The organism is Pseudarthrobacter sp. As-47 (assembly GCF_058215595.1).
In genome coordinates this window covers 1,350,410-1,375,615 of sequence record NZ_CM177088.1, presented here as the reverse complement: position 1 = coordinate 1,375,615, position 25,206 = coordinate 1,350,410, and the positions used below count along the sequence as shown (strand labels likewise).

Below are 25,206 nucleotides of genomic sequence, written 5' to 3'. Positions count from 1 at the left end.
CCCCGGCCGCGCCCGCAACGCTGCGGGACCTACTCCTCAACCGCCGCCGGTGCTGCCACGTCCTTGGCCAGGCCACGCCGCCGGCGGGTGGGCCAGGTGAGGACCAGGGTCACGAGTGAAGCCAGCAGCACCAGGCCTGCTATGACCATGCCGGCATCAATCCAGAACTGGCCGGGGAACAACCGGATCAGGGTGTCGTCCAGGCTGAACGTCCAGGACCCGTCGGCGAAGAAGATGCGGTGGAACTCGGTAAAGAACTGCTGCCAGCCCAGCACTGCCAGGGTGCCCAGGCCCAGGATGATGACCAGGGTGACGATGGAGCCGGCGAACAGGCCCCTCCGGACTCCACCCGTGCTTCGCTTGCGGAGGTAAAGGATGGCCACAATGCTGAACAGGACCAGCAGGACGCCGGCACCGAACGTGGACAGGATCACCAGTTTGACGTCCGCCATGTGGCTCACCTCGCCGTCCTTGAACAGCTTGTCGCCACTGCGGTGCACCAGGTCCCCGAGGTAGCGCGGGCCGGACCAGTTGCTCAGGTAGTCCACGGCGTAGGAGCCGTAGGTCATCCGGTCGTCCGTGCTGAACCCGTACCCGTCGCCGGGGAACCCGGGCCGGTTGTACTCCACCCACAGGAACAGCGGGCTGGTCACCGCCCGGACAGCCAGGATGAGCAGGACCAGCGGGAAGAAGACGGCGAGCAGCACCTGCATCACCCGGGGCGCCACAGGCTTGGCGTTGGCGGCACTCTCCCGCTGGGCATTGCGGCGTTCCACCTCTTCCTCCGGCGGGCGGACCTGCAGCGCGGAGGTAGGGAGCGGTTCCTTGAAAACCGGGGAACTGTCCTCCCCGGGCGCCTCAGCGGCGGCTTCGGCGGCTTTCCGGTCCGCCCTGCTCTCCGGCTGGATGGGCCCGTTCACGGTGGAGCCGCCGCCGGCGGTGGATGATGCAGCGGCCGGGCTGTCAGCAGGCGAAGGGGCAGCGGGTGACGCGGAAGACCCCGCTGCTGGACCGGAGCCCTTCCCGGCGGGGTTCAGCCAGGAAAACGCGGGCTCGTCGGAGTCCCCGGACGTGTCCAGGTGGGGTTCCGGCTGCGGCTCGGCGCTCTTGGCGCGGGCCGGTGTTTCGTCTTTCACAGCAGCGTCACTTCCGTCGAAATTCCGCGCCGGGCCGGGCTCAGCTGGCGCGCTTATCTGGTGTCGAGCCTACCGTCCGGGCATTGGGCTGGACGAGGAACCACCCCGGCGGAATTACAACGATTCAGGCAGCGATTTCCGTGTAGCCCGCGTCTTCGCGCCGCAGGTCCCCGCGTTCTCCCGCAAGATAGGCGGGCCTGCCCCACCTCAGCACATAGAACCAGTACGCGGCCAGGACAGCGGCTCCGATCCCGATCTTGGCCCACACCGGCAGCGGGCTGGGGGTGACGAAGCCTTCAACCAGACCGGAGGCAAACAGCACGAGGACCAGGCCCAGGGCCACGGTGATCAGGGACCTGCCTTCCTCGGCAACAGCCCGTCCCCTGGTCCGCGGGCCCGGTGACACCATGGCCCAAAAGATCCGAAGGCCGGCCGCGCAGGCGATGAACACGGCGGTGAGTTCCATCAGTCCGTGCGGCAGGATGTAGCTGAAGAAGACGTCGCTCTTGCCGGCGGCGGCGAAAATTCCGGCCGCAACGCCAACCCCCTGGGCGTTGCTGAACAGGATCATCGGCACCCAGAAACCCGTAATCCCCAGCGCTACGGCCTGCGCGCTGATCCAGGCGTTGTTGGTCCAGACAGCACCGGCAAACGAGGCGGCCGGGTTTTCCGAGTAGTAGTTGATGAAGTCTTCCTCGACGTATTGCCTGGCCGCCGCCTCGGTGGCCACTGCCCGCAGCGCCTCAGGCGACGTGCCGATCCACAGCGCGTACGCCGCGCCAATAAGGATAAAGGCCGCACCACAGGCAAGCGTGAGCCAGGTCAACCGGTACAGCGCGGCCGGAAGGGCCACCACAAAAAAGCGCGCCAGGTCCGCCGGCACGTTGGACCTGGCCCCCGTAAAGCGCGTCCGCGCCTGGGCCAGCGTGGCGGACAGCGAGGCGGACAATCCGCTCTCGGGCGCGACTGACCTGATCAGGGAAAGGTGGGCGGACGTGGACTGGTACAGCGCCAGCAGCTCATCGGCCTCACGCCCGTTGAGCCTGCCCTTGGAGGCAAGCTCATGCAGCCGTGCCCACTTGTCCGCGTTGGTTGCGGAAAAGGCGTCCATATCCACGCGACCAGCCTAGCGCCACCACACTAGACTTTGAGCGACCGCACCGGGAGGGCGGCGGAACGGGGAAGTACAGTGAGTTCGATTATCACCGGCGAGGCCGTAGTCCTGGAGCTGAGGCCGGCGTCCTTTGCCGCCCGTGCGCTCGGGCTGCTCGTGGATGCAGCCCTCAACATCGTCCTGCTCGTGGCGTTCCTGATCGGGCTTGCCGCAGCCGGCGAGGACCTCGACGAGGCTGCCGCACGTGCCCTGACCCTGGCCAGCGTCGTCTTTTGCCTGGTCATCATTCCGGTGGCCGTTGAAACGCTGAGCCGCGGCCGCTCCCTGGGGAAACTGGCCACCGGCCTCCGGGTGGTCCGGGATGACGGTGGTGCCATCCGCTTCCGGCACGCGGTCATCCGCGGGCTGACCGGGTTCCTGGAGATCTACCTGACGTTCGGCGGTGTGGCGCTGACGGTTGCGCTTTTCAATGACAGGTCGCGGCGGTTGGGTGACCTGCTGGCCGGAACCTATGCCGTCCGCACCCGCGTGCCGATGGAGCAGCCGGTTCCGGTGTTTGTGCCGCCTCGCCTCCGGGCGTGGGCAGCGGCCGCCGACATCGGCAGGATTCCCGATGCGACGGTGCGCAGGGCCTCCCAGTTCATCCGGCAGGCCGGGAGGATGGCGCCCCTGTCCCGGGCCGGTATGGCTGCCTCCATCGCCACCGAACTGTCCGCCCATGTGGCCCCGCCCCCGCCTCCGGGGACCAGCCCCGACGACTACCTTGCCGCCGTCGTTGCTGAACGCCGGAGCAGGGAGTTGGCCCGGCTGACCCAGGCACGCCGGCGCAACACGGAAATCGGAGAACGGCTGCAGCGGCTCCCCTTCGGCACCTGACGCTAGTTGTCGTACTCGCTCCACGGGATGTTCCAGTCGCCAAACCCGTCATCGTGGGCGGCGTAGTCCCCCTCGGTGTTTACGATCTGGACCACGTCGCCGGTGCCCATGTTGTCGAAGACCCAGGCGGCGCCGTCGGGAGCGAACCCAATGCAGCCATGCGAGACGTTCGCGTTGCCGATGAACGGATAGGCAGACTCCAGGGCCTGGTGGATATAGGCGCCGCTGAGGGTGAGGCGGATGGTGTACTCCACGTCCACGTCCCCGTAGTAGGCAGGATCGTCGGGCTTGAGCCCAATGCTCGAGGCCCGGAAGTGGTCGTAGCGCTTCTTCTCCATCAGCACCCCGTAACCGCGCGCTGACGGGAAGCGCTTGTCCCCCATGCTGACGGGCAGGGTCTTGACCACCTGGTCATTGACGCTCAGCGTGAACGTGTGGGCGGCGGAGTCGGCCACCGCCACCTTCTTGTCGCCGATGGAGATGTTCACCTTCTTGTTGAAGTTGGCGATCTGCCCGTTGCCGAGGTCCACGCCGAAAAGTTTCATGTCCATGGCAATAGTGGAGTTGGCGGCCCAGAAGTTCTCCGGGCGGTACCGGACCATGGTGTCGCTGTGCCAGTGGAAGGCACCTGCCTGGCCGGCACTGCTGGTAATGCTGATGGCTTTCTCCACGGCCTCACGGTTAACCACGGGCTCGCTGAAGATGACCTGCAGCGGCTGGCCGACCCCCACTTTCATGCCGTCCAGGGGATAGATGGCGGCGTCCGCCTCATGGGAGCTGGAGACTGTGCTGAAGGCCTGGGTGGTGCTGGTCTCCCGACCCGCGCCGTCCTTGACCACGTACGTGTAGCTGTAGTCGGTGTTGAATTTCAGGGGCCCTGCGGCCGTCCAGCCGGTACCGGCAGGGTCGATGCTCCCCTCGACCGCCTCACCTGTGGTGCTGGTCAGGGTGACGCGTTCGATGGTTCCGTTAGTGACCTTGAGGGAAACCGGGGCTGCGGGATTGACCTGCTTTGCGCCGTTGGCGGGTGCGGCCTCGGACGTGACCGGGGCAACGACGGGCATCGCGGTTCCCGGGGACGTCCTCACGGAGGAGCTGGACTCGGACTCGATAGCCCCGCGGGCGATATCCGGCGCGACAGCGGCGAAGACGCCGCCGACGGCAGCGAGGAGGCAGACGGCTGCCACCACAAGAATCTTTTTCATTCGACCGGGACGGCGGGACGGGACTTCGGGCTCCATGTTTTGATCCTAGGCGCAGAAAGTAACGGCCCGGGCGCACTGGGCACCCGGGCACTTTACTTCTTAGTAACGATAGTGCTCGGGCTTGTAGGGGCCTGCGACGTCGAGATCCAGGTAGGCGGCCTGCTCCTTCGACAGCTCGGTCAGTTCCACGCCGAGGGCGTCAAGGTGCAGCCGGGCAACCTTCTCGTCAAGGATCTTCGGCAGCACGTAGACCTGGTTCCCGTACTCCCGCTCCCCTTCCGGCTGGCTGCTCTTGGTGAAGAGCTCAATCTGCGCGATCGTCTGGTTGGCGAAAGAGTTGCTCATCACGAACGACGGGTGGCCGGTGGCGTTGCCGAGGTTCAGCAGGCGCCCCTCGGAGAGGACGATGATGGACCGTTCCCGGTCCGTTCCCTCGTCAAGTACCCATTCGTGCACCTGCGGCTTGATTTCCACCTTCCGGATGCCCGGGATACGTGCCAGCCCCGCCATGTCGATCTCGTTGTCGAAGTGGCCGATGTTGCCCACGATGGCCTTGTCCCGCATCCCGGCCATGTGCTCGGCCAGGATAACGTCCTTGTTGCCGGTGGTGGTGATGAAGATGTGGCCCTCGCTGAGGACGGATTCGAGCTTTGCGACCTGGTACCCGTCCATGGCTGCCTGGAGTGCGCAAATGGGATCGATTTCGGTGACGATGACGCGGGAGCCCTGGCCGCGGAAAGCCTCCGCCGCGCCCTTGCCGACGTCGCCGTACCCGCAGACGACGGCGATCTTGCCGCCCATCAGGACGTCGGTGGCGCGGTTGATGCCATCCGGCAGGGAGTGCCGGATGCCGTACTTGTTGTCGAACTTGCTCTTGGTGACGGAGTCGTTGACATTGATGGCCGGGAACAGCAGCTTGCCCTGCTCCGCGAGCTGGTAGAGGCGGTGCACGCCGGTGGTGGTTTCCTCCGTGACGCCCAGCAGGCGGGAGCCGATCCGGGTCCACTTCTGCGGGTCCGCCTGCAGGGAGGCGCGCAGCACCTCGAGGAAGACGCGGCCTTCCTCGGACTCGTCATCGGCGGCTGCCGGGACGGCTCCAAGGGCCTCGAATTCGGCTCCCTTGTGGACCAGCATGGTGGCGTCGCCGCCGTCGTCGAGGATCATGTTCGGGCCGAGGTCCGGGTTGCTGTCCGCGCCGGGCCAGGTAAGGATCTGCTCGGCGGTCCACCAGTACTCCTCCAGCGTCTCGCCCTTCCAGGCGAACACGGGCACACCCTGGGGGTCCTCGACGGTTCCGTTTCCGACCACCACGGCCGCGGCGGCCTCGTCCTGGGTGGAGAAGATGTTGCAGGAGGCCCAGCGGACCTCGGCGCCGAGAGCCGTGAGCGTCTCGATCAGCACGGCGGTCTGCACGGTCATGTGCAGGGATCCGGCGATCCGGGCGCCCTTGAGCGGCTGGGTGGGGCCGAATTCGGCGCGGAGCGACATCAGGCCCGGCATCTCATGCTCGGCAAGGCGGATCTGGTGCCGACCGGCTTCCGCCAGGGTGATATCGGCAACCTTGTAATCAAACGTCATGGGTAATCCTTCGTCCTGTCCGGAGTGCGGTTGGTTCCGGTGTTGCTGTGTAAGATTCGACGGCGGCCGTGGTGCCTGCGTTCCGGCCCGGTCGCTGCTACGTGGCCTGGCCCGTTCCGGGCGCTGAATCGTGCTGGTCCGATCCTGCCGCGGTGGCCGCGGCCAGCAGCTCGGGTGGCAGGAGCAGCGGAATGCCGTCCTCGATGGCGTAGCGGGGCTTCACTCCGGAGTCCCCGGCGAAGGCCGCCACCAGTTCCTCGCCTTCCTGCACCAGGGCCGACCCCGTCACGGGACAGCGGAGGACGGACAGCAGGTCAGGACTGATATGTGGCATTCTTGGTGCTCCCTGGCGGGCGCGCTCGCGCCGGTAGCGGACTGGTGTGCAGCTACCAGCCTACCGCCAGAGGATGTCAGGAGGGTTCACGCAGGACGCGCAGGTGTCCCCTGCGGGTGCCTTCTGCGCCGGCCGGTGCTTCCAGCGCGGAATGGGACGCGCGCTGCGCCGGCGGCTGCTGTCCCTGGGCCGGCAGTGCCGCGGCATCCCGCACCGCATTGGCAAGGGCCAGGAGGTCGTCGGGGCCCGGCTGCTGGGGCGTTGACGGCATGGCAAGCCGGAGGACTTCCCAGCCACGCGGAACGGTCAGCGAGTCAGCGTGCTGCTCGCACAGGTCGTAGCAATGCGGCTCCGCGAAGGTGGCCAAGGGGCCAAGGACGGCGGTGGAGTCGGCGTAGACGTACGTCAGGGTAGCCACCGCTGACTGGCGGCAGGCAGATCTTGAACACTGACGGATAGCTCCCACGACATCACAGACTACTCGCTGTCCGCGCCAAACCCGTGCATTGCCCGCCCGACCCGACGCGTCCCTGCCGCCGGGAGAATGTATCGCATAAATGTTTCCCCGGGTTTAGAGTCAATGTATGCAGTCATCGAACCAGAAATCAGGTTTCACGGTCCGGTTGGCTGGTCCGGATGCCCCCGGGAATCCGGGCACCGGCTCCTCCGGCAAAAGCTTCATGATGCGCCGCCGGAACCGCCACGGACGCGGACTCCGCGGCGAGGTGATGCTCCCCACTCACCCCGGATACCGGACACGCTCGGACCGGTTTGATGACATGGTGCTCGATTCCGCGCAGCGGCTTCACGACATCTGGGGCAAGACGCTCGACGGCGTCCGCTTCGGCGTCGATGAGATCCCGCCAGACCTCGAAAAGCTGGCCGCCAACTCCGCCTCGGCGCCCATGGGCTCCTACACTCCAGCCGCGGACGGCGAAGGACCCATGATCACGGTGTACCGTCGCGTGGTGGAACAGGGCTGCCCAGGCCCCGAAGAGCTGCAGGACCTGGTCCATGACGTTGTGGTGGAGCACACAGCCGAGATGCTGGGAGTGGCGCCGGAAACCCTGGACCCGGTCTACCGCCGCCGGTACTGATCCGGGTTGCGGGGGCTGGCAGTTGCGCCAGCGCCTGGGGGGCAGCTAGTAACTGAGGGTGACGGGCACTGTTTCCTGCCCGGCCGCCGCCGCCAGAAACGCGAGTGTGGAGATGTCATTCCTTCCGTCCTGCTGGACCAGCACGGAGCCATAGGCAGCGTCCCCTGACGCTGACACCACGTATCCCACGACGTCGGCGTCTCCCTCCTTTTCCGGTACTGCGATGGAGGACGTCGTTCCGCCGGCAATATCGGCGGTGGCCGGAGCCCTGACTTTTCCGTCGGACGTAATGGCGGAGTACGTGATGGTCGCCCTGGCGTCCAGGGCACCGAACACCAGGCTGCGGATCCCGCCCCGCGGAACGGGAACGACGTGCTGGCTGCCAAGCCGCACTCCGGCCGACGCCCAGGCAACATCCAGGGCCTGGTCTTCCTGGAGCCCGCGGGTCACCCGCGCCGCGGCGACAAACGAAACGTCCGAGGATGCAGCCACCGTGTACTGCCCCGCCGGGACACCTGCGAGGGAGACCTCGGTGACGGCGCCTGCCTTTGCGGTGATGACCCCGCCCGAGGGCAGGGCCTCCTGTCCGCCACGCCCGTACAGGCGGACTTCCACCACGGCATCCGAGGGTCCTGGGACTGTCAGCTGGAGCGCCGGTCCTGCATCCTCGTAGCCTGGCTTTCCGGTCAACTGGGCCAGCCCTGCAGGGTCCTGGATATCCACGCCTGTCATGACCTGGCGCACGGCCGGCGCCGCTCCCGGGGCAATGAAGTCAACTCCCCCTGGCGTGAGGCCCCGCAGGACACTCTGCTGGATGACGGCGGCCACGGGGCCGCCCGCACTCCGGACACGGACACTCAGCTGCGCCTCCCCCGGGGCCAGGCCGGCAAGGACCAGGGCCCGCGAGCTGCCAGGCGCAACCAGCAGGCCCCTGCTGCCGGGTGCCTGGATCTGGCCCTTTGCGCCGAAAAGCTCCAGGCTCACCGTGGCGGGCGTGGTGGAGGCGTTGGTCAGCACCAGCACTGATGCCCGGCCCACGGTAGTGCTTGCCCCCGCAATCCACTGGTCATTCGACGGCTGGTGGCAGTTGGAGGCCGCAGCACCCTGGAGGTCGCCATCGGTGGCCGTGAACTTCACCGCCGCAGCAGCTGAGGCTTTTTGGTTCTCCAAGGCGTCGGCGCTCAGCACGCTTACCTGGTCCACGGGATGGGCCGCCACCACGCCTGCCAGAAGTTCCTGGGGCGCTCCGGCGGATGCGCCCTCGCCTGGCCCTTCTGAGATGTCCACGGCGGTTTTCCCGTCCAGCTGGGACAGGCGGCTGGCCGGCAGGATCCCTGCCGCACCGAGCACCGCGCCCGTCACTGCGCTGGCAGCGGTGGCTGACACCGGACTGAACTGGGGGTCGGTGCCTGCTTCTGTCCCCTCCAGCAGCCGGGCCGGTCCCGGACAGACGCCCACACTCGCCCCGGCGGGGACGGCTGCCGCCGCGGCGGCTACCGCGCGGCTCGATTCCGGCGGCGGCAGCAGTGATCCACCTGCCACGACCGCCCCAGCCCCGGCGAGGATCATTGCCGCGGACGCCATCCCCACGAACGCCGTTTTGCGCCCCCGCGCTACAGGCCGCTGCCCGGTGACCGCCAGGGTTTCCGGGCCTGCTGTGCTTGCGTCCTCCAGCGGTTTGCCGGCGGCGGTGGAGGACCGGGCCTCCGTAACTGCCGGCGGCGTCGTGTGCTCATGCATTCTGGTGTTCCTTACGCAGGGAGCTCTCGTCCCGGGAGATACCGGTCCGTGGCCTCCTGGCCGGCATTGGTATGGCGAGCAGGACCGTCAGGCCGATCACCGTAATCTGTGCAATGGCCGTCCACGGGGCCCAGGGGTTGTCGTAGCGGATGGTGAGCTGACCACCTGTTGCGGGAAGCGTGAAGGCCTGCGACCAGCCGGACGCCGTCGCAGTCAGTTTGCGTCCGTCAAGCCAGGCGGTCCAGCCGGCGTCCGCCCGTTCGGCTAGCACCACGAGGCGACCTTCAGGACCGGCCGAAACAGGGGCGTCCACGTCGCTGTACCCGGAGGGAACCAGCCCGATGGCAGCACCGCTGCCATCGACAATGCGTACCCGGTGTGCAATGTCTGCGGCCTGCAGGGCCGGCTGGTTCAGGGGGGTGATCCGCCAGAGCCACCCCACATCGGTTTGTCCCACGGCCACAAGGCCAGGTACCGCGTCCATCCGGCTGGCCGTCAGCTGGGCAGCTGTGTCAGCGGAGCGGAGGACAACAAACCCGACGCCCAGCTGTTCGAGGTCGTTCCGGGGGTCGACGCCCTGGCCGGCGACGACCGTTGCCACGACGCGACGCACGGCCGCGGTGACATCGTCGTCGTCGCGAATGGCCTCGGCACCCGGGCCTCCGATGATGTTCCGAGCGGCGGCAATCGTGGAGAGGCTGTCCAAGGTGGTTCCGGCGCCGCGCATCAGTGAGGCGTCGAACGTCCCGTTGTCCCGCGTACTGATCAGCAGGGTGCGAGTTTGCTCCGGCCCTGTTCCGCGGTCAATGGCCGTGGCAGGCAGGGTGCGCGGGTTGGCGGGTTCCACCAGACGGGGGGTTCCGAGCTGGCCTGCGGCGTCGGGCGTTTGCCTGCCTGCGGCATCGGCGCCCGGAGAGGCGGTCCCCGTGGGGACGGCGGCGGCCGTGGCGGGGCGCAGCAGGTTCTGGGCTGACCATGCAGCCATTCCGGCCAGGGGTCCCCCAAGCAGGATGACCATGCCGACGGCGGTGGCGGACCGGAGGGCTGCCCGGCGCTTGGCGCTGCCGCTGGCCGCTCCCCTGTGCGCCATGGACAGGAGATGCTCCGCTCCCAGGATGCCTGCCGCCAGGAGGGCGAAGGCCGCAGCGGACACGGCCGGGCCGGTGAACGGGGTAACGAGGTTCTCGGCGTTGATGCCGGTGGCCACGTGGCTAGCCAGCCAGCCGCCGGCAAGGGCAAGGATGCCGGCCAGCCAAAAACCCCTCGCCATGGCGGCGCGGTGCCCGGGTACCACCAGTCCGGCGACGGCAAGCGCCAGCACCGGGGCTGCGACCAGGAGTGCCAGCACCAGGGCCCACGGTACAGCGCCACCGGCAAACGACGGAAGCCCCGTGAGGCCGCCCTGCGGGTCAAAACGCAGCGGCTGGCCCAGGAGCTGCTGCCACAGCGGCGCTGCGTCGAAGGCAAGCGGGACGCCGGGGTCTGCCAGTAAGGCCCGGGGCCGGTCAAGGACGGAGAGTCCGAAAGGAATGAACAGGGCCGCGGCGGGCAGCAGGGCCCACCAGGCCGTCCGGCCGCGGCGTCCGGGCAGGAAGCCACAGAGCACGACCACCACGGTGGCCGGAACCAACAGTGACGGTGCCGACGCCACAACAACTGCCAGCGCAAGGCCGGCTGCCGCGGCGGCGGTCCAGGATGGCGTGCCGTTGATACCGGGCCTGACGGGGGGCCTCTCGCCAGGACGGGCCTCGGAAGCGGAAGGCAGCGTGAAGCGGCCGTGGCCCACTGCGGAGCCGGTGGCACGGAGCAGCGCCAGGACCACCAGCGGAAGCATGATGTGGGCAATCAGCGCTCCGGCCCTGCCCTGGTTGAGCGCGACCTGGAGTGCGGGTGCGGCAGCCCACAGGAGGGCGGCCGCCAGCCGGAGCCGGCGGCGGACAGTCAGCCCGCCGGCGGCGAACCATGCCGTGAGCCCGGAAAGCGGAGTGGCGAGCAGGAGCAGCCAGGCCATGGCCGGGTTGGCGTCGCCTCCGCCCAGGACCCCGAGGATCCACAGGACATAACCGAAGGGGTCTCCCCTGCCGGGCAGCCCTGCCCCCAGGGTGATCCACCAGCTGGAAGCGTGGTGCCAGATGTCGGCGAGGTTGGCAGCGACGGGGATGAGCGCACCGCCGGATACGGCGTCGGCCCGGAAGAGCCCGGTCAAGGCCAGAAGCGAGGCAACGGACGCAACGATGACCGCAGCCAGGGCGCCGTTGCCCACCCATCCGCGCCTTGTCGTGGCCAAGGCCGCGAAGTCGTCAGAGGCATCCCCGGTGGGCTGGTGCGCCAACGGATCCTGTTCAAGCTCGTCCGAGGGGGAAGTGTCCGAGCCGAGCGCCTCCATCAGGGACCGCCGGTGGCTCCAGACCTCGCGCCTGGGGGTTTGGAGCTTGCGGATCACGGACCGGCGGATGCGGCGGGTACGGCGGGCGCTGCTGCGCGCCCTCGCCACTGCGCGGGGCCGTCCGAGGGCCGCGCAGGTGGCAACCACCTGTGACAGGCCATGCGCAGGGTCCTTGACCAGAATGCTCAGCACGAGTCTGAAAAGGCTGCCCAGGAGCGCCCCGGCCCCGTGGACCGGCACCATCCAAGGTGGCGAATGCTTCAGGCGCAGGTGGACCTGGGCCTTCCGGGCCGCCGCCGCGTTGCCCAGTGCGTGTGGCCGGTGCGCAACGTGGAACATGCGGGCCGCGGGCACCACGACAACGCGGTGCCCGGCCAGCCGGTTGCGCCAGCAGAAGTCGACGTCGTCGCCGCTGCCGGGCAGGGCAGGATCGAAACCGCCCAATTGCTCCCAGATGTCACGGCGGACAAGCATGCCGGCGGAGTTGACGGCGAAGGTGTCACTGCGGCCGTCGTACTGCCCCTGGTCGAGTTCATCGGCATCGATCAGGGTGAGCCGTTCGGCCCACCGGCTGGTGGACAGGCCGACATCGATGAGCTTGCGTTCCTCGTGCCAGTCCAATTGTTTGCACCCTGCGACCGTGACCGAGGGCGCCCGCTCAACAGCGCTGAGCAGTTCGGCGAGTGCCTGCGGTGCGGGTGCAGCATCATCATGGAGCAGCCAGATCCAGTCCGCCCTGTCCGGGGCTCCGCTTCCCCGCCATGGGGCCAGTTCGGCCAGGCCGGCGGAAACCGCCGCACCCATGCCGCCCTTGGCGCGCTGCTGGCTGATGACGTTGGCTTCGCCCAGGGCCCGCTGCAGGAGGACTTTGGAGTCGTCCCGTGATCCGGCGTCAACGCCGATTGCGTAGTCCGCGGGCCGGGTCTGGCCCGCCAGGGCTGCAAGTGTCCTGGGCAGATAGGCACTGCCGTTGTGGGCGACCACAACGGCAGTGACATGAACATCCTGGTGAATTAGATTGCTCGCTTCCTAAGCCGCCGGCGTTCACGCTCGGAAAGGCCTCCCCAGATGCCGAACCGTTCGTCGTTTGCCAGCGCGTATTCGAGGCACTGCGAGCGCACGTTGCAGGCCCCGCAGACCTTTTTCGCATCCCGCGTGGAGCCGCCCTTTTCAGGGAAGAATGCTTCGGGGTCCGTCTGGGCGCACAAGGCATCAGTTTGCCAGCCCAGTTCGCCTTCGTCATCGAAGTCCTGCTGGAAGGGAAGCCCAATCCACACCGGCTGGCTTGCGCCACCGGCCGCCAGTTCCATGGGCGGGTCGAGGTCGTCCTCCGCCTCCGGGCCACCGTCAAGCAGCGCTTCGTGGGCAGCGAGGAATGCAGTGGCCTGGTCCTCCAGGATGCCGCCCGCGTTCCTGTTGTACCGGTCGGCAGCATCAGGATCGGCGGGGTCCACGTACCAATCGCTCGGCACCCCCCGGGCACGGTACTTTGCCGTTGCCTGACCGGCTACGACGGCATCTTCCTGGATACGCTCTGCTTGCCCCATCGGCGACCCTCCTGATTTGCAGCTACTGCCTGGATACGCGGCACTCGGTTGTGTGCCGGCATTTACGCAGTTGCCTTTAGTTATCTAATTACACGTGTGTAACTAGGACGAGTCAAGCCGCCGCCGGATAATAATCACTCCGGATGGCGAACGCGGCGTACGCCACGCCCGGGAATTTATTATGCGGACACGGCGCGGCCCGCAGCGAACTCCGAAGCCCGCCGGGCAACGGCCCAAATCGCCATCAACGGCGCGGAAAATACCTGCAACGACGCGAAATGGCAAGCAGGCTGAGTATCAGCTGTGATAAATATCACTCGGCGTTGCGCGGGCAGGCTCCACCGGCCGGGCCGGGCCGACGTCGACCGTGACTGGCCCCGCCGCCGGTGGCAGGATGGTGCCATGGGCAACCCGCTATCTGAACTCATGTCAACGCTCCGATCGGGCAATTCAACGGCTCCCCGTCTCACGTGGTACGGCCCTGGCGATGAGCGGGTGGAGCTCTCCGGCAGGGTGCTGGACAACTGGGTTGCCAAGACGAGCAACCTGCTCCAGGACGAATTGGACGCCATGCCCGGCATGCGGCTGCGCATGGACCTGCCCGCGCACTGGAAGTCCATGGTCTGGGCACTGGCCGCCTGGCAGGTGGGCCTGCAAACCGTCCTTGACGGGGGTGCTGCGGACTACCTTGCCACCGCGGATCCGGAGGCAGTGGAAGGGAAATACGACGCCGTCATCGCCGTGGCCTTGCCCGCGCTGGCCATGCGGTGGCCGGGTGCGCTTGCCGCCGGCTACCTGGACTACGCTGCCGAGGTCCGCTCCCATGGAGACGTCTTCATGCCGCACGCCGAGCCTGATCCTTCAGGGTGCGCCGTCGTGGCGGGCGATGGCCGGGCGCACTCGCACCAGGACCTGCTCAGCAGTTTCGCCGCCCGCCACGACGACGGCGTACGCCTTCATATTCCAGCCGGGAACGGACTGGAAGGCGCGCTGTCCAATGCCTTGGGCGCCTGGCAGCACGGTGGATCGGTGGTCATGACGCATCCGGAGGTGGCGCTGACCGGGAAGCTCCTCACGGCGGAGCGCATTCACGGCAGCTAGGGAAGCGGGAGCCTTCCAGCCTGGCCCCCGCCCCCGGGCCGTCCAGTGCTATGGCTTGGCGCGGCCGTCCGTCGAAGGCTCGCGCTCCGCTTCGTGCTCCACGCCGGAACCCTGCCCCTTGTGGTGGTGGTGGCGCTCGATAAGCTCGTGGTCGTGGGAGAACTCCGGTTCCTGGTCCAGTTCCTGGTTGAACACCAGGAACCGGTAGGCAAAGAAGCGGACCACGGTAGCCACCAGAATGCCCGCCACGCCGGCCAGGAACAACATGTTCTTGTCCGTGATGCCCAGCCCGTATTTTGCGAGGGCGGTGAAGCCCGTGGAGATGCCGATGCCTATCCCGTTGATCAGGACGAACATCAGGAATTCGCGCAGAACGTTGGCCTGCCGGCGGTGCCGGAAGGTCCAGAGACGGTTGGCGATCCAGGAGAAGACCGTGGCTATGGAGGCGCCAACGAACCGCGCCTTGGCCTCGCTGTCGGTCATCGGGCCGTGCATCAGGTAGTACGTGAGACCGTTGTCGATCACGAAGGCCACACCGCCCACGGCTCCGAACTTGGCCACTTCGCGCCAAAACAGCGAGGCGAGCCCCCGGATACGGTCTGCAAGTGTGGTGAACATGGCCCTCCATGGCTGTGTGAACTGTGGGCCATTGGGCCGTAGGCCATTTTAGCCCCCAAACCTGTGAGGCAGCCTTCCCGACCGGCGGAGAGGGGTGGCCCGGCACCCGAAATACTCCCGGCCCGCCGGACCGGAACGCGGGATACCGGACGGTCTTCGGTAGGCTGGCCCATGTGACTTTTCCAGTAATAGGCGTAGTTGGCGGCGGCCAGCTTGCCCGAATGATGGCCCCTGCCGCAACTGCCCTCGGCTTCGAACTCCGTGTCCTCGCCGAAGGGGACGACGTCTCGGCCGTCTCGGCAGTGTCCTCCTCGCCGGTGGGCGACTACAAGGACCTGCAGACGCTGTTGGACTTTGCCCAAGGCCTGGACGTAATGACCTTTGACCACGAACACGTCCCAACAGACCACCTGCGCGCGCTGCAGGACGCCGGCGTCAACGTCCAGCCCGGGCCTGACGCACTCGTGAACGCGCAGGACAAACTGGTCATGCGTGCCGCGATCGACCGGTTGGAGCTTCCCAACCCGGCTTGGGCCTCCGTGCCGGACGTGGCGGCCCTGGTCAGTTTCGGCGAGGAAACAGGCTGGCCCGTTGTGCTGAAGATGCCGCGCGGCGGGTACGACGGCAAGGGTGTCAGGATCGTCGCCTCCGCAGAAGAAGCTGCCGGGACATCCGAATGGTTTGACGCCATGAGCCCCCTCCTCGCCGAGGCCAAAGTGGAATTCACCCGGGAGCTTTCAGCACTCGTTGCACGGACACCCGACGGCGAAGCCCGCGCCTGGCCGGTGGTCCACACCATCCAGGTGGATGGTGTGTGTGATGAAGTTATAGCCCCCGCCCTGGACATCCCGGTGGAGGTCGCTGCTGCCGCAGAGGACGCCGCCCTGCGCATTGCCGCCGAACTTGGCGTCACGGGAGTGCTGGCCGTTGAGCTCTTTGAGACCCCCGGCGTCGGTGCCGGCTTCCTGATCAACGAACTCGCCATGCGCCCCCACAACACAGGGCACTGGACGCAGGACGGATCGGTGACAAGCCAGTTCGAGCAGCACCTGCGGGCGGTTCTGAACCTTCCCCTGGGCGCCACCGATGTCCTCGGCCCCGTGGTGGTGATGAAGAACTTCCTGGGCGGCGACAACCAGGACCTGTTCTCCGCCTTCCCGATGGCGCTTGCCAGCGAACCTGCCGCAAAGGTGCACTGCTACGGCAAGTCCGTCCGGCCGGGCCGCAAGATCGGCCATGTGAACCTGGTGGGTTCATCCACTGCAGACGTTGATTCCGTCCGCCGACGTGCCACGATGGTTGCCAGCATCATCCGCGACGGCCGGGCCCCGGCAGAAGAACTGCCAAGCACTTTCGAGGAGAAGTCATGAGCGCCCCAACCACCCCCGCCACAGCTTCGGAGGCCGCCCCGCTGGTGGGCCTGGTCATGGGATCCGACTCTGACTGGCCCGTTATGGAAGCTGCGGCTGACGCGCTGGCGGAGTTCGGCATCCCCTTCGAGGCCGACGTCGTGTCAGCCCACCGGATGCCCACCGAAATGATTCGCTACGGGCAGACAGCCCACGAGCGCGGTCTGAGGGTCATCATCGCCGGGGCCGGCGGCGCGGCCCACCTGCCGGGCATGCTGGCCAGCGTCACCCCGCTCCCGGTCATCGGCGTTCCCGTCCCCCTCAAAACCCTGGACGGAATGGATTCCCTGTTGTCAATCGTCCAGATGCCCGCCGGTGTTCCGGTGGCCACCGTGTCCATCGCAGGAGCCCGCAACGCCGGGCTCCTGGCCGTGCGGATGCTCGCTGCGGGCACGGACGAGCTCGCAGCTTCGCTTCGCGCGGACCTCCTTGATTTCGCAGCAGACCTCAACGCGGTTGCCGCCCGCAAGGGTGCCAGCCTGCGGCAGAAAGTCAGCGAGGTCTTTGCGGACGGCAACGGCGCCCTGCGGAGCGGCCGCTAGGCGGCGCGTATGTCCAGCAGCAAACTGCGGCAGGCCGCCCCAGGCTCCTCCATGACCGACCCGGTGCGCTACCCAGCCAGCGCATCCTCTCAGGTGCGCACGAAACGGGCCTTTGTCCTCATCCTGTTGACCCTCCTGGTTCCGGGCAGCGCCCAGGTGGTGGCGGGCAGCCGCAAACTCGGCCGCGCCGCGCTGCGCGTAACTCTCGGCGTCTGGGCTGCCCTGGCCGCCGCCGTGCTCCTGCTGCTCTTCAACCGGACCCTGCTGATCAACATCATCACCCATCCCGTCACTTCCCTGGTGATCGTCATCCTGCTGGCAGCCCTGGCCGCTGCCTGGGCACTGCTCTTCCTCAACACCCTCCGGCTCATCCGCCCCACACTGCTGGCACCCCGGGCTCGGCCCGCAGTGGGGATAGCACTGGTGCTGGCCATGGTCCTGGGCAGCGGGTCCCTTGGCTATGCTGCCTACCTGCTCAATGTGGGGCGTAATGCGATCGGGAGCATCTTCTCCTCCGGCCCTACGATCGATCCCGTTGAAGGCCGCTACAACTTCCTGATGATGGGCGGGGACGCCGGCGAGGACCGCACCGGGAGGCGCCCGGACAGCCTTTCCGTCCTCAGCGTGGACGCCAAGTCGGGGCAGACTGCCATCATCTCCGTGCCCCGGAACCTGCAGAACGCCCAGTTCAGCGAGGACTCCCCCATGCGGGCCATCTACCCGGACGGCTACGACTGCGGGGACGAGTGCCTGATCAATGCCATCAACACCGAGGTGACGAACGAGTACGCCGACCTGTACCCCGGCGTGGCCGACCCCGGCGCGCAGGCCACCCTGGAAGCCGTATCCGGGACGCTTGGGCTCACGGTGCAGGCCTACGTCCTGGTTGACATGGACGGTTTCTCCAGGCTCATCGACGCGATGGGCGGCATCAGGATCAAAGCCGGCGGATGGGTTCCCATGAGCGGTTACTTTGACGACTTCACACAGACCCACGGCATGCCGCTGGGCTGGATCCCGGCCGGCGAACAAACCCTCGACGGCAACCAGGCACTCTGGTACGGACGGTCGCGGGAGTATGTGGACGACTACTCGCGCATCCAGCGCCAGCAGTGCGTGCAGCAGGCCATGCTCAAGCAGCTGGACCCTGCCACGCTGCTGGCAAAATTCGAGGACATCGCCGACGCGGGAACCAAGGTGGTGGACTCCAACATCTCCTCCTCGCAGCTGGGCAGCTTCGTGGACCTTGCCATGAAGGCCAAGGGCCAGGACATCAAACGGCTGACCATCGGCCCGCCCGACTTCGACGCCTCGTTCTCCACGGTTCCTGACTTCGACCAGATCCACGACCGCGTGGACCAGCTGCTGGCTTCCGCGTCTTCGGCCCAGGCGGCTGGCTTGCAGGACGACGCCATGGTGGAAGCGGGCGCCGCACCGGGGCACGTCCAGGCCGCGGCCGCTCGAACCGCTGGCAGTTTCCCCCTCGCCGGTGCCGTCCGGGCGCAGCAGTCACCCGCGCCGTCGGACTTCACTCCGGTGACCACCACGCCCGACGGCGAGCTGATCACGGAAGAGATGCTGACCCAGCTCAAGCTCGAGGGCAACGAACAGGCCATCGCCGAGCTCGTGGCAACCAATGGCCAGTGCGCGCCGCTGTAGCCGCACACTTCATCCAGCAGACCTAGGGAAACGGAACCGGTTTTGTACGAGATTGAGAACGTCCTGCGCGACTATGCCTGGGGTTCGACGACGGCCATCGCGGCCCTCCTGGGCCGGCCCGAGTCGGGCCGGCCGGAAGCCGAACTGTGGATCGGCGCGCACCCCGATTCACCGTCCACCGCCCGCGTCCCCGGGGACGGGCCGGCGGGGACCGCGCTGGATGCCCTCATCTCCAGCGATCCCGACCATTACCTCGGCGCGGACTCCGTGGCCCGTTTTGGCCCCCGGCTGCCCTTCCTGGCCAAGATCCTCGCCGCAGCCCAGCCCCTGTCCCTGCAGGTCCACCCCAGCCTGGAGCAGGCGCGCGCCGGATTTGCCCGCGAGAACGCGGAAGGGGTGCCTGCGGGCGCCCCCAACCGCAATTACCGGGACGACAACCACAAACCCGAGATGATCCTCGCCCTGACCCCGTTTGAGGCGCTGTGCGGGTTTCGCCCGGTGGCGGAAACGCGGGAGATCCTGGCGCACGTTGCGGCAGCCTGTGGCTCCAGCGAAGCCGGCGTCCCCGCCCTTGTCGAAGAGCTGCAGGAGGACCTCGCCGCAAGCGATGAGGGACAGGCCCTCCGGAACGCCTTCGAGCGCCTGATCACCGGAGGCCGGTCCGTGGCCGAGGATACGGCGCTGGTGGTGGCTGCACTCCTGTCCGAAGCCGCCCTGGCCCCGCATGAGGCCGAGCTGAAAACCGTGATCAGCCTCAACGAGAAGTATCCTGGGGATCCGGGTGTGCTGATTTCCCTGCTGTTGAACCGTGTCTCGCTGGCGCCGGGCGAAGCGGTGTATCTTCCGGCCGGAAATGTCCATGCGTACCTGCACGGCCTGGGCGTGGAAGTCATGGCTTCCTCGGACAACGTCCTGCGCGGCGGCCTGACCCCGAAGTTCGTGGATGTGCCCGAGCTCCTCCGCACCGTTGATTTCCAGCCTGTTGCGGTGCCCATGCTGGCCGCTGAGCGGACGGCCCTGGACCAGGAAGTGTTCCGCCCGCCGTTCGAGGAGTTCCAGCTCCAGCGCATAGAGCTCGCGCCGGGCGCGGCCCCGGTCCCGCTGGCGCAGTCCGGGGCGGCCGTGGTCATCGTGGTGGCAGGAGATATCTACCTGGACTCGCCCAAGGGCGACCTGCAGCTGTCGAGGGGCGGCAGCGCCTTCCTGGCTGACGCCGAGGCTCCGGTCAACGTCCACCCCGTGGCCGGCAGCACGGAGCAGGCGCTTGCCTTTGCCGTGACCACCGGCCTCTAGCAGTCGGCGGCGCTTCAGGCGGCAACGGCAAAGGGCGACGGCGGCACCCGGGCGGGGTGCCGCCGTCGCCCTTTTGCTGAGCGCAGCTGGTGGGTGACGCTAGTTGCCGGGGCGCAGCCGTTGGAGCAGGGGGCGTACACGCCCGGCAGCGGCCTTCAGGACGCGCCGTCCCGTCTGCAGTCCCCGGCGCGCCAGGGGCATGGCCTGGGCGTAGGCGGGGTACAGCAGCGAAAGCGGCTTCTCCCAGGTTCCCATGAGCATGTTTTCGTGCTTGGCGAACTGCTTCTTGAAGTCGGAGATGCCGTCGTTGAGGAGTCCGTTGAAGTCGTACCGGCGGCAGCCGTCCTCCCGCATAGCCTGCAGGGCCGCCCACTTCACGCCGTAGTTGACGCGCTGTTTCTGGCCTTCCGCGGACACGCCGCCGTAGAGCTCAAAGGCAGTAGAGCCGCTCCTGGCGAGCCAGACGAACGCCAGCAGCTGCTCGCCGTCGAACGCACCGATGATGGGTGAGCCATCTCCCATGTTCCGGAAAATGTCCCGGTAGTACTGGTCCTCGTGGATCCCGAACCCGGCGCGTTCAGCGGTCTCGTGGTAGATCGAGAGCACCTGCTCAAGCTCGGCGTCGTTCTTCACCTTGCGGAACTCCACGTCGCTGCGCATTGCCTTGCGGATGTTCGCCCGCGTGGACTTGGACATGTCCGCCATGAGCTCGTCGTCCGACCTGGTGAGGTCGAGGATGAGCGTGCGCGGAATCAGCACCGTGTTGGCGGACGGACGGAAGCCTGCGGCGGCCACGGCACCTGCAAACACCGAGTCCTGGTCCCAGTCGGGTTCGATGCTCAGGGCAACTCCACGGTGCCGGACTGAAGCATGCTCGGCGAGCCGGTTCAGGACTGCCTGCGCCTTCTCCGGGGCGCACATGGGGCCCCGCGGAATGTAGACCAGGGCCCGGAAGGGAAGCGGAAGGCGGCGGACCAGCAGCTGGGCGCAGCCGATGGTGGTGCCGGCCTCGTTGATGAGCACGCGGTCGACGGTCCAGCCGTGCATGGCCTTGGTTTCGCCCCAGCCCCACAACTGTTGCGGATGTCCCTGGAACCGGTCAACGTGGTCGTCCCAGAGGGCGCGGTCAGTACAGGGCACAACAGCAGGAATCATGGCTTCAACCCTATACCAAGGGCTTAAAAGGCCAGCGTCAGCTCTTGCGGGCGTAGCCCTCCCACTTGTCGGCGCGGTGCTCGCCGTCAACGAAGCGGATGGTGCCGGACTTGGAACGCATGACGATGGACTGGGTGAGGACCTTGTCCTTGGAGTAGCGGACGCCCTTCAGGAGGTCGCCGTCGGTGATGCCCGTGGCGGCGAAGTAGCAGTTGTCGCTGGAGACGAGGTCGTTGGTGGAGAGGACCCGCTCCAGGTCGTGGCCGGCGTCGATGGCCTTCTGCTTCTCTTCGTCGCTGGTGGGCCAGAGGCGGCCCTGGATGACACCGCCCAGGGACTTGATGGCACAGGCCGCAACGATGCCTTCGGGCGTGCCGCCGATGCCCATCAGCGCGTCAACGCCCGTGCCGGTGCGCGCTGCGGCGATGGCACCGGCGACGTCGCCGTCCATGATGAACTTGGTGCGCGCACCGGCTTCGCGGATTTCCTCCACCAGCGGCTTGTGGCGGTCGCGGTCAAGGATCATGACGTTGAGCTGGTTGACCTTGACGCCCTTCGCCTTGGCGATGAGGTGCAGGTTCTGCTTGACCGGCAGGCGGAGGTCCACCATGTCCGCGGCTTCGGGACCGGTAACCAGCTTCTCCATGTAGAACACGGCGGAAGGATCGAACATGGAGCCGCGCTCGGCCACGGCGAGGACGGCCAGGGCGTTGTTGATGCCCAGGGCAGTCAGGCGGGTTCCGTCGATGGGGTCGACGGCGACGTCGCACTCGGGGCCGGTGCCGTCACCGACGCGTTCTCCGTTGAAGAGCATCGGGGCCTCGTCCTTCTCGCCCTCACCGATGACCACAACGCCGTTGAAGTGGACGGTCTGGAGGAAGGAGCGCATGGCGTCGACTGCTGCGCCGTCGGCCTTGTTCTTGTCGCCGAAGCCCACCCAGTGGCCGCCGGCGATGGCTGCGGCTTCGGTCACGCGGACAAGCTCGAGGGCAAGGTTGCGGTCCGGCTCGTCAATGCCTACGGCAAGCGACGGGGAGATCGTGGAGTACTTCTGGGTCATGGACGCTGGTGACACGTGAACCTCTTCTTCGAGTGGCGATCATAAAACCCGCCCCGCCGGTGCAGCAGCGCGGTGATTCCTCTGCTACCGATCATAGTCGCGAGCCGCTCAACGGGGTGGCGGATGACGCGCCCGCGCAATGTACCGGCGACGGCGGCCAGGGGCCTGGAGCGCCCAAATGGAAGTTGGCTGCCGGCATGGGCGACTATAGAGGGGTGAATGACATGCAGGAAAAGACCAGTCCCAGCCCAGAGCCGGCCGGATCCGAGGGCAACGGCGGGTCCGGCGCTGCGGCAGGGAATGGGCCGGTAAAGCCTGTCATTCCGGCTGCTGCCGCCAAGCGTGCCAACGCCTCGGTCATCGGAATGATCATCGCCCTGGTGGTGAGCATTGCCGCGTTCCTGCCCATCATCCTCATGAATCCACTGCCCAGGAGCGATGGCTACCGGCCGAACATCGACGTGGCAGCCGTCTCGCGGAATGCCACGGATGTGGCAGGATTCACACCCGTCGCGCCCGACACCGGCGACAGCTTCCGCCCCAACTACGCCCGGTGGGAAGCCGGCACCGGCAACGGCGTCCCCACCTGGGAAGTGGGATACCTGACGCCCAAGGAGTCCTTCATCGGGCTGGTCCAGACCAGGAACGCGAACCCCACCTGGCTGCTGCAGCAGACGCGCAACGCACCCGTCACCGGCTCCCGGAACGCCGGCGGGCAGGAATGGGAACTTCGGGACACCGGCAAGGGTGAGAAATCCCTGGTGCTGGACTACCGCGGGACTACCGTTGTTCTGTCCGGGGAGGCCCAGCTGGACGAATTCGCCGCCCTCGCGGACGCCGTCGTCAAGTCCCTGGAAAGCAACCCGGCTGTCACAGTTTCACCCTCCCCCGCCGCAGCGCCGTAAGGTAGGCGCGTGACTACCTACCTGACTCCCACACTCGCCTGGCGCCGGCTGCGCGAAGGCAATGAACGTTTTGTCAACGGTGAGACCTCCCACCCCAACCAGGATGCGTCCCGCCGCTCCTCGCTGGTGGAGAACCAGCACCCGTTCGCCGTGATCTTCGGCTGCTCCGATTCCCGGCTCGCCGCTGAAATCATTTTCGACGTCGGCCTGGGCGATGTCTTCGTCGTCAGGACCGCAGGCCAGGTGATCGACGACGCCGTCCTGGGGTCCCTCGAATACAGCATCGGCGTGCTGGGGGTGCCGCTGATCGTGATCCTCGGGCACGACAGCTGCGGTGCCGTGAGCGCCACGAAGTCGGCCGTGGAGACCGGCCAGATGCCGGCAGGCTTCATCCGGGACCTCGTGGAACGGATCACGCCGTCCGTCCTGACGTCGCTGCGCAACGAGCAGACCGACGTCAACGACATGGTGGTGGAGCACGTCAAGCAGACCTCGGAACGGCTCGTGGACAGCTCCCGTGTGATTTCCGACGCAATCGGGTCAGGCAAGGCTGCCGTGATCGGCCTTTCGTACAGCCTGGCTGAGGGCCGTGCGAACCTTGTTTCCGGAATCGGCGAGCTCTAAGGGGCCTTCCGGAACGGCTTCGGCGGCGGCGTGTAGCAAGCAGTTCACGGTTTTCGGTGCGGCGCCCGGGCGTCCTAAGCTAGCCCCATGACTTCCACTGAAGAGTTCCGCATTGAACATGACACGATGGGCGAAGTCCGCGTCCCCGTGAACGCACTGTACCGCGCGCAGACGCAGCGGGCAGTGGAGAACTTCCCGATTTCCGGCAAGACCCTGGAGCCTGCGCACATTGAGGCGCTGGCCCGGGTCAAGAAGGCTGCCGCCCAGGCCAACGCTGAACTGGGTGTGCTCGACGGCGAGCTGGCCACAGCAATTGCAGAGGCCGCGGACCAGGTGGCAACGGGCAAGTACGACGGCGACTTCCCCATCGACGTCTTCCAGACCGGCTCCGGCACGTCCTCCAACATGAACACCAACGAGGTGATCGCCGAGCTGGCCACCCGCGCCCTCAAGGCGGCCGGCAGCGACAAGGTTGTCCACCCGAACGACCACGTCAACGCCTCGCAGTCCTCCAACGACGTTTTCCCCACGTCCGTGCACGTTGCTGCGACCTCCGCCCTGATCAACGACCTGATCCCCGCACTCGGCTACCTGGCCGAATCGCTGGAGCGCAAGGCCGTTGAATTCAAGAACGTGGTCAAGTCCGGCCGCACCCACCTGATGGATGCCACGCCGGTCACCCTTGGCCAGGAGTTCGGCGGCTACGCAGCCCAGGTCCGCTACGGCATCGAGCGCATCAACGCGTCCCTCCCCCGCGTGGCCGAGGTTCCGCTGGGCGGCACGGCGGTGGGCACCGGCATCAACACGCCCGCCGGGTTCCCCGAGCGCGTCATCGAACTGCTGGCCACGGACACGGGCCTGCCGCTGACCGAGGCACGCGACCACTTCGAGGCGCAGGCCAACCGCGACGGCCTCATCGAAGCGTCCAGCCAGCTGCGCAACATCGCGATCTCCTTCATGAAGATCAACAACGACCTCCGCTGGATGGGCTCGGGCCCCAACACGGGCCTCGGCGAGATCGCCATCCCGGACCTGCAGCCCGGCTCGTCCATCATGCCCGGCAAGGTCAACCCGGTCATCTGCGAAGCCTCCATCATGGTGGCAGCCCAAGTCATCGGCAACGACACCGCCATCGCCTGGTCCGGCACGAACGGTGCGTTCGAGCTGAACGTGGGCATCCCGGTCATGGCGTCCAACCTGCTGGAATCCATCCGCCTGCTCGCCAACACCAGCCGGGTCATGGCGGACAAGATGATCGACGGCATCACCGCGAACGTGGAGCGTGCCCGCTTCCTGGCCGAGGCATCCCCGTCGATCGTGACCCCGCTGAACAAGTACATCGGCTACGAGAACGCGGCCAAGATCGCCAAAACGGCTGTGGCGGAGGGCCTGACCGTCCGCCAGGCCACCGAGAAGCTGGGCTTCGTCGGTGACGGCGAGGGCCAGGTTTCGGAAGCGGACCTGGACAAGGCCCTGGATGTCACCACCATGACGGCTCCGGCCCACAAGGCCTAAGCCTTTCCACCGCCGGCCCGCCGGCAAAAGGCCCCAGCTAAAGCACGACGTCGGCCGCCCACCTTCCCAGCGAAGGCGGGCGGCCGACGTCGTGCTGTGGAGTTTAGCTTCCCCACCAAGGAAGACGCGGTCCTTGGCCACATCGACGATGACATTCCCGCAGACGTCCTGGAGGAATTCATCGCGGGCGGGCACGCATCGCCCGCCATTTGCGTCCAGCTGTTCGTCTTCGGCGCCAGCCTGGGCCTGATATGCAGGCCTGATCCCCAGCGCACCTGACCGCCGTCGTCCTGCCGGCCATAACGCAGCAGG

At 67.2% G+C, this 25,206-nt stretch carries 23 protein-coding genes; 11 read left to right on the top strand and 12 right to left on the bottom strand.

Translation table 11 applies throughout. From position 1 onward, the window contains the following. Nucleotides 1-29 precede the first annotated feature (29 nt). Both AC4BCK_RS06405 and AC4BCK_RS06400 read right to left on the bottom strand, forming a co-directional pair. Nucleotides 30-1,136 carry a TIGR01906 family membrane protein gene (locus tag AC4BCK_RS06405; protein WP_174175574.1) on the bottom strand — a complete coding sequence of 369 codons (1,107 nt, stop codon included), beginning with the start codon at nt 1,134-1,136 and terminating at the stop codon, nt 30-32. Nucleotides 1,137-1,260: 124 nt separating this feature from the next. Then, nucleotides 1,261-2,253, bottom strand: a complete 993-nt coding sequence (locus AC4BCK_RS06400; RefSeq protein WP_310109779.1) for a stage II sporulation protein M — start codon at nt 2,251-2,253, stop codon at nt 1,261-1,263. Between the two features lie 72 nt (nt 2,254-2,325). On the opposite strand from AC4BCK_RS06400, the gene AC4BCK_RS06395 reads away from it, so the two are divergent. Beyond that, entirely contained in the window at nt 2,326-3,126 is an 801-nt protein-coding gene (locus AC4BCK_RS06395; protein WP_400592924.1) for an RDD family protein, read from the top strand. 2 nt (nt 3,127-3,128) lie between these two features. On the opposite strand, the gene AC4BCK_RS06390 is transcribed toward AC4BCK_RS06395, so the two are convergent. From AC4BCK_RS06390 to AC4BCK_RS06375, 4 genes are all read right to left on the bottom strand, one after another. Continuing rightward, nucleotides 3,129-4,367, bottom strand: coding sequence for an Ig-like domain-containing protein (locus AC4BCK_RS06390; RefSeq protein WP_174175570.1), 1,239 nt, complete (start codon nt 4,365-4,367; stop codon nt 3,129-3,131). Between the two features lie 63 nt (nt 4,368-4,430). After that, complete coding sequence (gene ahcY / locus AC4BCK_RS06385) at nt 4,431-5,909, bottom strand: adenosylhomocysteinase (RefSeq protein ID WP_174175568.1); 1,479 nt, start codon at nt 5,907-5,909, stop codon at nt 4,431-4,433. 97 nt (nt 5,910-6,006) lie between these two features. Beyond that, a complete protein-coding gene (locus tag AC4BCK_RS06380) occupies nt 6,007-6,243 on the bottom strand; it encodes a Trm112 family protein (protein WP_490566753.1) in 237 nt (78 codons plus the stop codon). 76 nt (nt 6,244-6,319) lie between these two features. After that, the gene (locus tag AC4BCK_RS06375; RefSeq protein ID WP_310109786.1) at nt 6,320-6,709 is read right to left on the bottom strand and encodes a DUF3499 domain-containing protein; all 390 of its coding nucleotides are present in this window, start codon (nt 6,707-6,709) and stop codon (nt 6,320-6,322) included. 118 nt (nt 6,710-6,827) lie between these two features. Here AC4BCK_RS06375 and AC4BCK_RS06370 point away from each other — a divergent pair, with 118 nt between their 5' ends. Then, nucleotides 6,828-7,340 carry a metallopeptidase family protein gene (locus tag AC4BCK_RS06370; protein ID WP_174175561.1) on the top strand — a complete coding sequence of 171 codons (513 nt, stop codon included), beginning with the start codon at nt 6,828-6,830 and terminating at the stop codon, nt 7,338-7,340. A 45-nt stretch (nt 7,341-7,385) separates the two neighbouring features. Here AC4BCK_RS06370 and AC4BCK_RS06365 read toward each other — a convergent pair whose 3' ends face one another. From AC4BCK_RS06365 to AC4BCK_RS06355, 3 genes are read right to left on the bottom strand one after another with little or no spacing between them, the layout of a single operon-like run. Further along, nucleotides 7,386-9,080 (bottom strand): DUF5719 family protein, encoded by a 1,695-nt coding sequence (locus AC4BCK_RS06365; protein WP_251422439.1) that lies wholly within the window; start codon nt 9,078-9,080, stop codon nt 7,386-7,388. Continuing rightward, nucleotides 9,073-12,450: a glycosyltransferase family 2 protein gene (locus tag AC4BCK_RS06360; protein ID WP_490566752.1), complete on the bottom strand. Its 3,378-nt coding sequence runs from the start codon at nt 12,448-12,450 to the stop codon at nt 9,073-9,075. Before AC4BCK_RS06360 ends, AC4BCK_RS06365 begins: the two co-directional genes overlap by 8 nt. Before the next feature lie 29 nt (nt 12,451-12,479). After that, nucleotides 12,480-13,013: a WhiB family transcriptional regulator gene (locus tag AC4BCK_RS06355; protein ID WP_251422433.1), complete on the bottom strand. Its 534-nt coding sequence runs from the start codon at nt 13,011-13,013 to the stop codon at nt 12,480-12,482. 402 nt (nt 13,014-13,415) lie between these two features. On the opposite strand from AC4BCK_RS06355, the gene AC4BCK_RS06350 reads away from it, so the two are divergent. Continuing rightward, entirely contained in the window at nt 13,416-14,114 is a 699-nt protein-coding gene (locus AC4BCK_RS06350; RefSeq protein WP_251422430.1) for a TIGR03089 family protein, read from the top strand. Nucleotides 14,115-14,162: 48 nt separating this feature from the next. Here the strand turns inward: AC4BCK_RS06350 and AC4BCK_RS06345 are convergent, their stop codons facing one another. After that, entirely contained in the window at nt 14,163-14,732 is a 570-nt protein-coding gene (locus AC4BCK_RS06345) for a GtrA family protein (protein ID WP_251422427.1), read from the bottom strand. A gap of 221 nt (nt 14,733-14,953) precedes the next feature. Here AC4BCK_RS06345 and AC4BCK_RS06340 point away from each other — a divergent pair, with 221 nt between their 5' ends. Genes AC4BCK_RS06340 through manA form a run of 4 tightly spaced genes read left to right on the top strand, consistent with a single transcriptional unit; the run spans nt 14,954 to nt 19,635 of the window. Beyond that, nucleotides 14,954-16,102: a 5-(carboxyamino)imidazole ribonucleotide synthase gene (locus AC4BCK_RS06340; RefSeq protein WP_251422539.1), complete on the top strand. Its 1,149-nt coding sequence runs from the start codon at nt 14,954-14,956 to the stop codon at nt 16,100-16,102. Next, nucleotides 16,099-16,683 carry a 5-(carboxyamino)imidazole ribonucleotide mutase gene (gene purE / locus AC4BCK_RS06335; RefSeq protein WP_174175550.1) on the top strand — a complete coding sequence of 195 codons (585 nt, stop codon included), beginning with the start codon at nt 16,099-16,101 and terminating at the stop codon, nt 16,681-16,683. The genes AC4BCK_RS06340 and purE overlap by 4 nt, the downstream gene beginning before the upstream one ends. Before the next feature lie 9 nt (nt 16,684-16,692). Continuing rightward, on the top strand, nt 16,693-18,342 hold the full coding sequence (locus AC4BCK_RS06330; RefSeq protein ID WP_364406001.1) for an LCP family protein: 1,650 nt from the start codon (nt 16,693-16,695) through the stop codon (nt 18,340-18,342). Between the two features lie 42 nt (nt 18,343-18,384). Further along, a complete protein-coding gene (manA, locus tag AC4BCK_RS06325; protein WP_174175546.1) occupies nt 18,385-19,635 on the top strand; it encodes a mannose-6-phosphate isomerase, class I in 1,251 nt (416 codons plus the stop codon). Nucleotides 19,636-19,734: 99 nt separating this feature from the next. Here manA and AC4BCK_RS06320 read toward each other — a convergent pair whose 3' ends face one another. Both AC4BCK_RS06320 and glpX read right to left on the bottom strand, forming a co-directional pair. Beyond that, a complete protein-coding gene (locus AC4BCK_RS06320; protein ID WP_490566751.1) occupies nt 19,735-20,790 on the bottom strand; it encodes a lipid II:glycine glycyltransferase FemX in 1,056 nt (351 codons plus the stop codon). 37 nt (nt 20,791-20,827) lie between these two features. Next, nucleotides 20,828-21,850 carry a class II fructose-bisphosphatase gene (gene glpX, locus AC4BCK_RS06315; RefSeq protein ID WP_174175542.1) on the bottom strand — a complete coding sequence of 341 codons (1,023 nt, stop codon included), beginning with the start codon at nt 21,848-21,850 and terminating at the stop codon, nt 20,828-20,830. A 224-nt stretch (nt 21,851-22,074) separates the two neighbouring features. On the opposite strand from glpX, the gene AC4BCK_RS06310 reads away from it, so the two are divergent. The 4 genes from AC4BCK_RS06310 to AC4BCK_RS06295 all read left to right on the top strand — a co-directional run bounded on the left by AC4BCK_RS06310 (nt 22,075) and on the right by AC4BCK_RS06295 (nt 25,173). After that, nucleotides 22,075-22,755: a DUF4245 domain-containing protein gene (locus tag AC4BCK_RS06310; RefSeq protein ID WP_251422536.1), complete on the top strand. Its 681-nt coding sequence runs from the start codon at nt 22,075-22,077 to the stop codon at nt 22,753-22,755. Nucleotides 22,756-22,764: 9 nt separating this feature from the next. Further along, nucleotides 22,765-23,379, top strand: coding sequence for a carbonic anhydrase (locus tag AC4BCK_RS06305; RefSeq protein ID WP_490566750.1), 615 nt, complete (start codon nt 22,765-22,767; stop codon nt 23,377-23,379). A gap of 87 nt (nt 23,380-23,466) precedes the next feature. Beyond that, the gene (locus AC4BCK_RS06300) at nt 23,467-24,894 is read left to right on the top strand and encodes a class II fumarate hydratase (protein ID WP_174175538.1); all 1,428 of its coding nucleotides are present in this window, start codon (nt 23,467-23,469) and stop codon (nt 24,892-24,894) included. A gap of 96 nt (nt 24,895-24,990) precedes the next feature. After that, entirely contained in the window at nt 24,991-25,173 is a 183-nt protein-coding gene (locus AC4BCK_RS06295) for a hypothetical protein (RefSeq protein ID WP_363938019.1), read from the top strand. Nucleotides 25,174-25,206: the final 33 nt, after the last annotated feature.

Bases quoted from the DNA above. Each gene is read 5' to 3' on its own strand.
- AC4BCK_RS06390 (WP_174175570.1), bottom strand. From the start codon at position 4,367: ATGGAGCCCGAAGTCCCGTCCCGCCGTCCCGGTCGAATGAAAAAGATT.
- ahcY (WP_174175568.1), bottom strand. From the start codon at position 5,909: ATGACGTTTGATTACAAGGTTGCCGATATCACCCTGGCGGAAGCCGGT.
- AC4BCK_RS06380 (WP_490566753.1), bottom strand. From the start codon at position 6,243: ATGCCACATATCAGTCCTGACCTGCTGTCCGTCCTCCGCTGTCCCGTG.
- AC4BCK_RS06370 (WP_174175561.1), top strand. From the start codon at position 6,828: ATGCAGTCATCGAACCAGAAATCAGGTTTCACGGTCCGGTTGGCTGGT.
- AC4BCK_RS06365 (WP_251422439.1), bottom strand. From the start codon at position 9,080: ATGCATGAGCACACGACGCCGCCGGCAGTTACGGAGGCCCGGTCCTCC.
- AC4BCK_RS06355 (WP_251422433.1), bottom strand. From the start codon at position 13,013: ATGGGGCAAGCAGAGCGTATCCAGGAAGATGCCGTCGTAGCCGGTCAG.
- AC4BCK_RS06350 (WP_251422430.1), top strand. From the start codon at position 13,416: ATGGGCAACCCGCTATCTGAACTCATGTCAACGCTCCGATCGGGCAAT.
- AC4BCK_RS06345 (WP_251422427.1), bottom strand. From the start codon at position 14,732: ATGTTCACCACACTTGCAGACCGTATCCGGGGGCTCGCCTCGCTGTTT.
- AC4BCK_RS06340 (WP_251422539.1), top strand. From the start codon at position 14,954: ATGATGGCCCCTGCCGCAACTGCCCTCGGCTTCGAACTCCGTGTCCTC.
- purE (WP_174175550.1), top strand. From the start codon at position 16,099: ATGAGCGCCCCAACCACCCCCGCCACAGCTTCGGAGGCCGCCCCGCTG.
- AC4BCK_RS06330 (WP_364406001.1), top strand. From the start codon at position 16,693: ATGTCCAGCAGCAAACTGCGGCAGGCCGCCCCAGGCTCCTCCATGACC.
- AC4BCK_RS06320 (WP_490566751.1), bottom strand. From the start codon at position 20,790: ATGATTCCTGCTGTTGTGCCCTGTACTGACCGCGCCCTCTGGGACGAC.
- glpX (WP_174175542.1), bottom strand. From the start codon at position 21,850: ATGACCCAGAAGTACTCCACGATCTCCCCGTCGCTTGCCGTAGGCATT.
- AC4BCK_RS06310 (WP_251422536.1), top strand. From the start codon at position 22,075: ATGCAGGAAAAGACCAGTCCCAGCCCAGAGCCGGCCGGATCCGAGGGC.
- AC4BCK_RS06300 (WP_174175538.1), top strand. From the start codon at position 23,467: ATGACTTCCACTGAAGAGTTCCGCATTGAACATGACACGATGGGCGAA.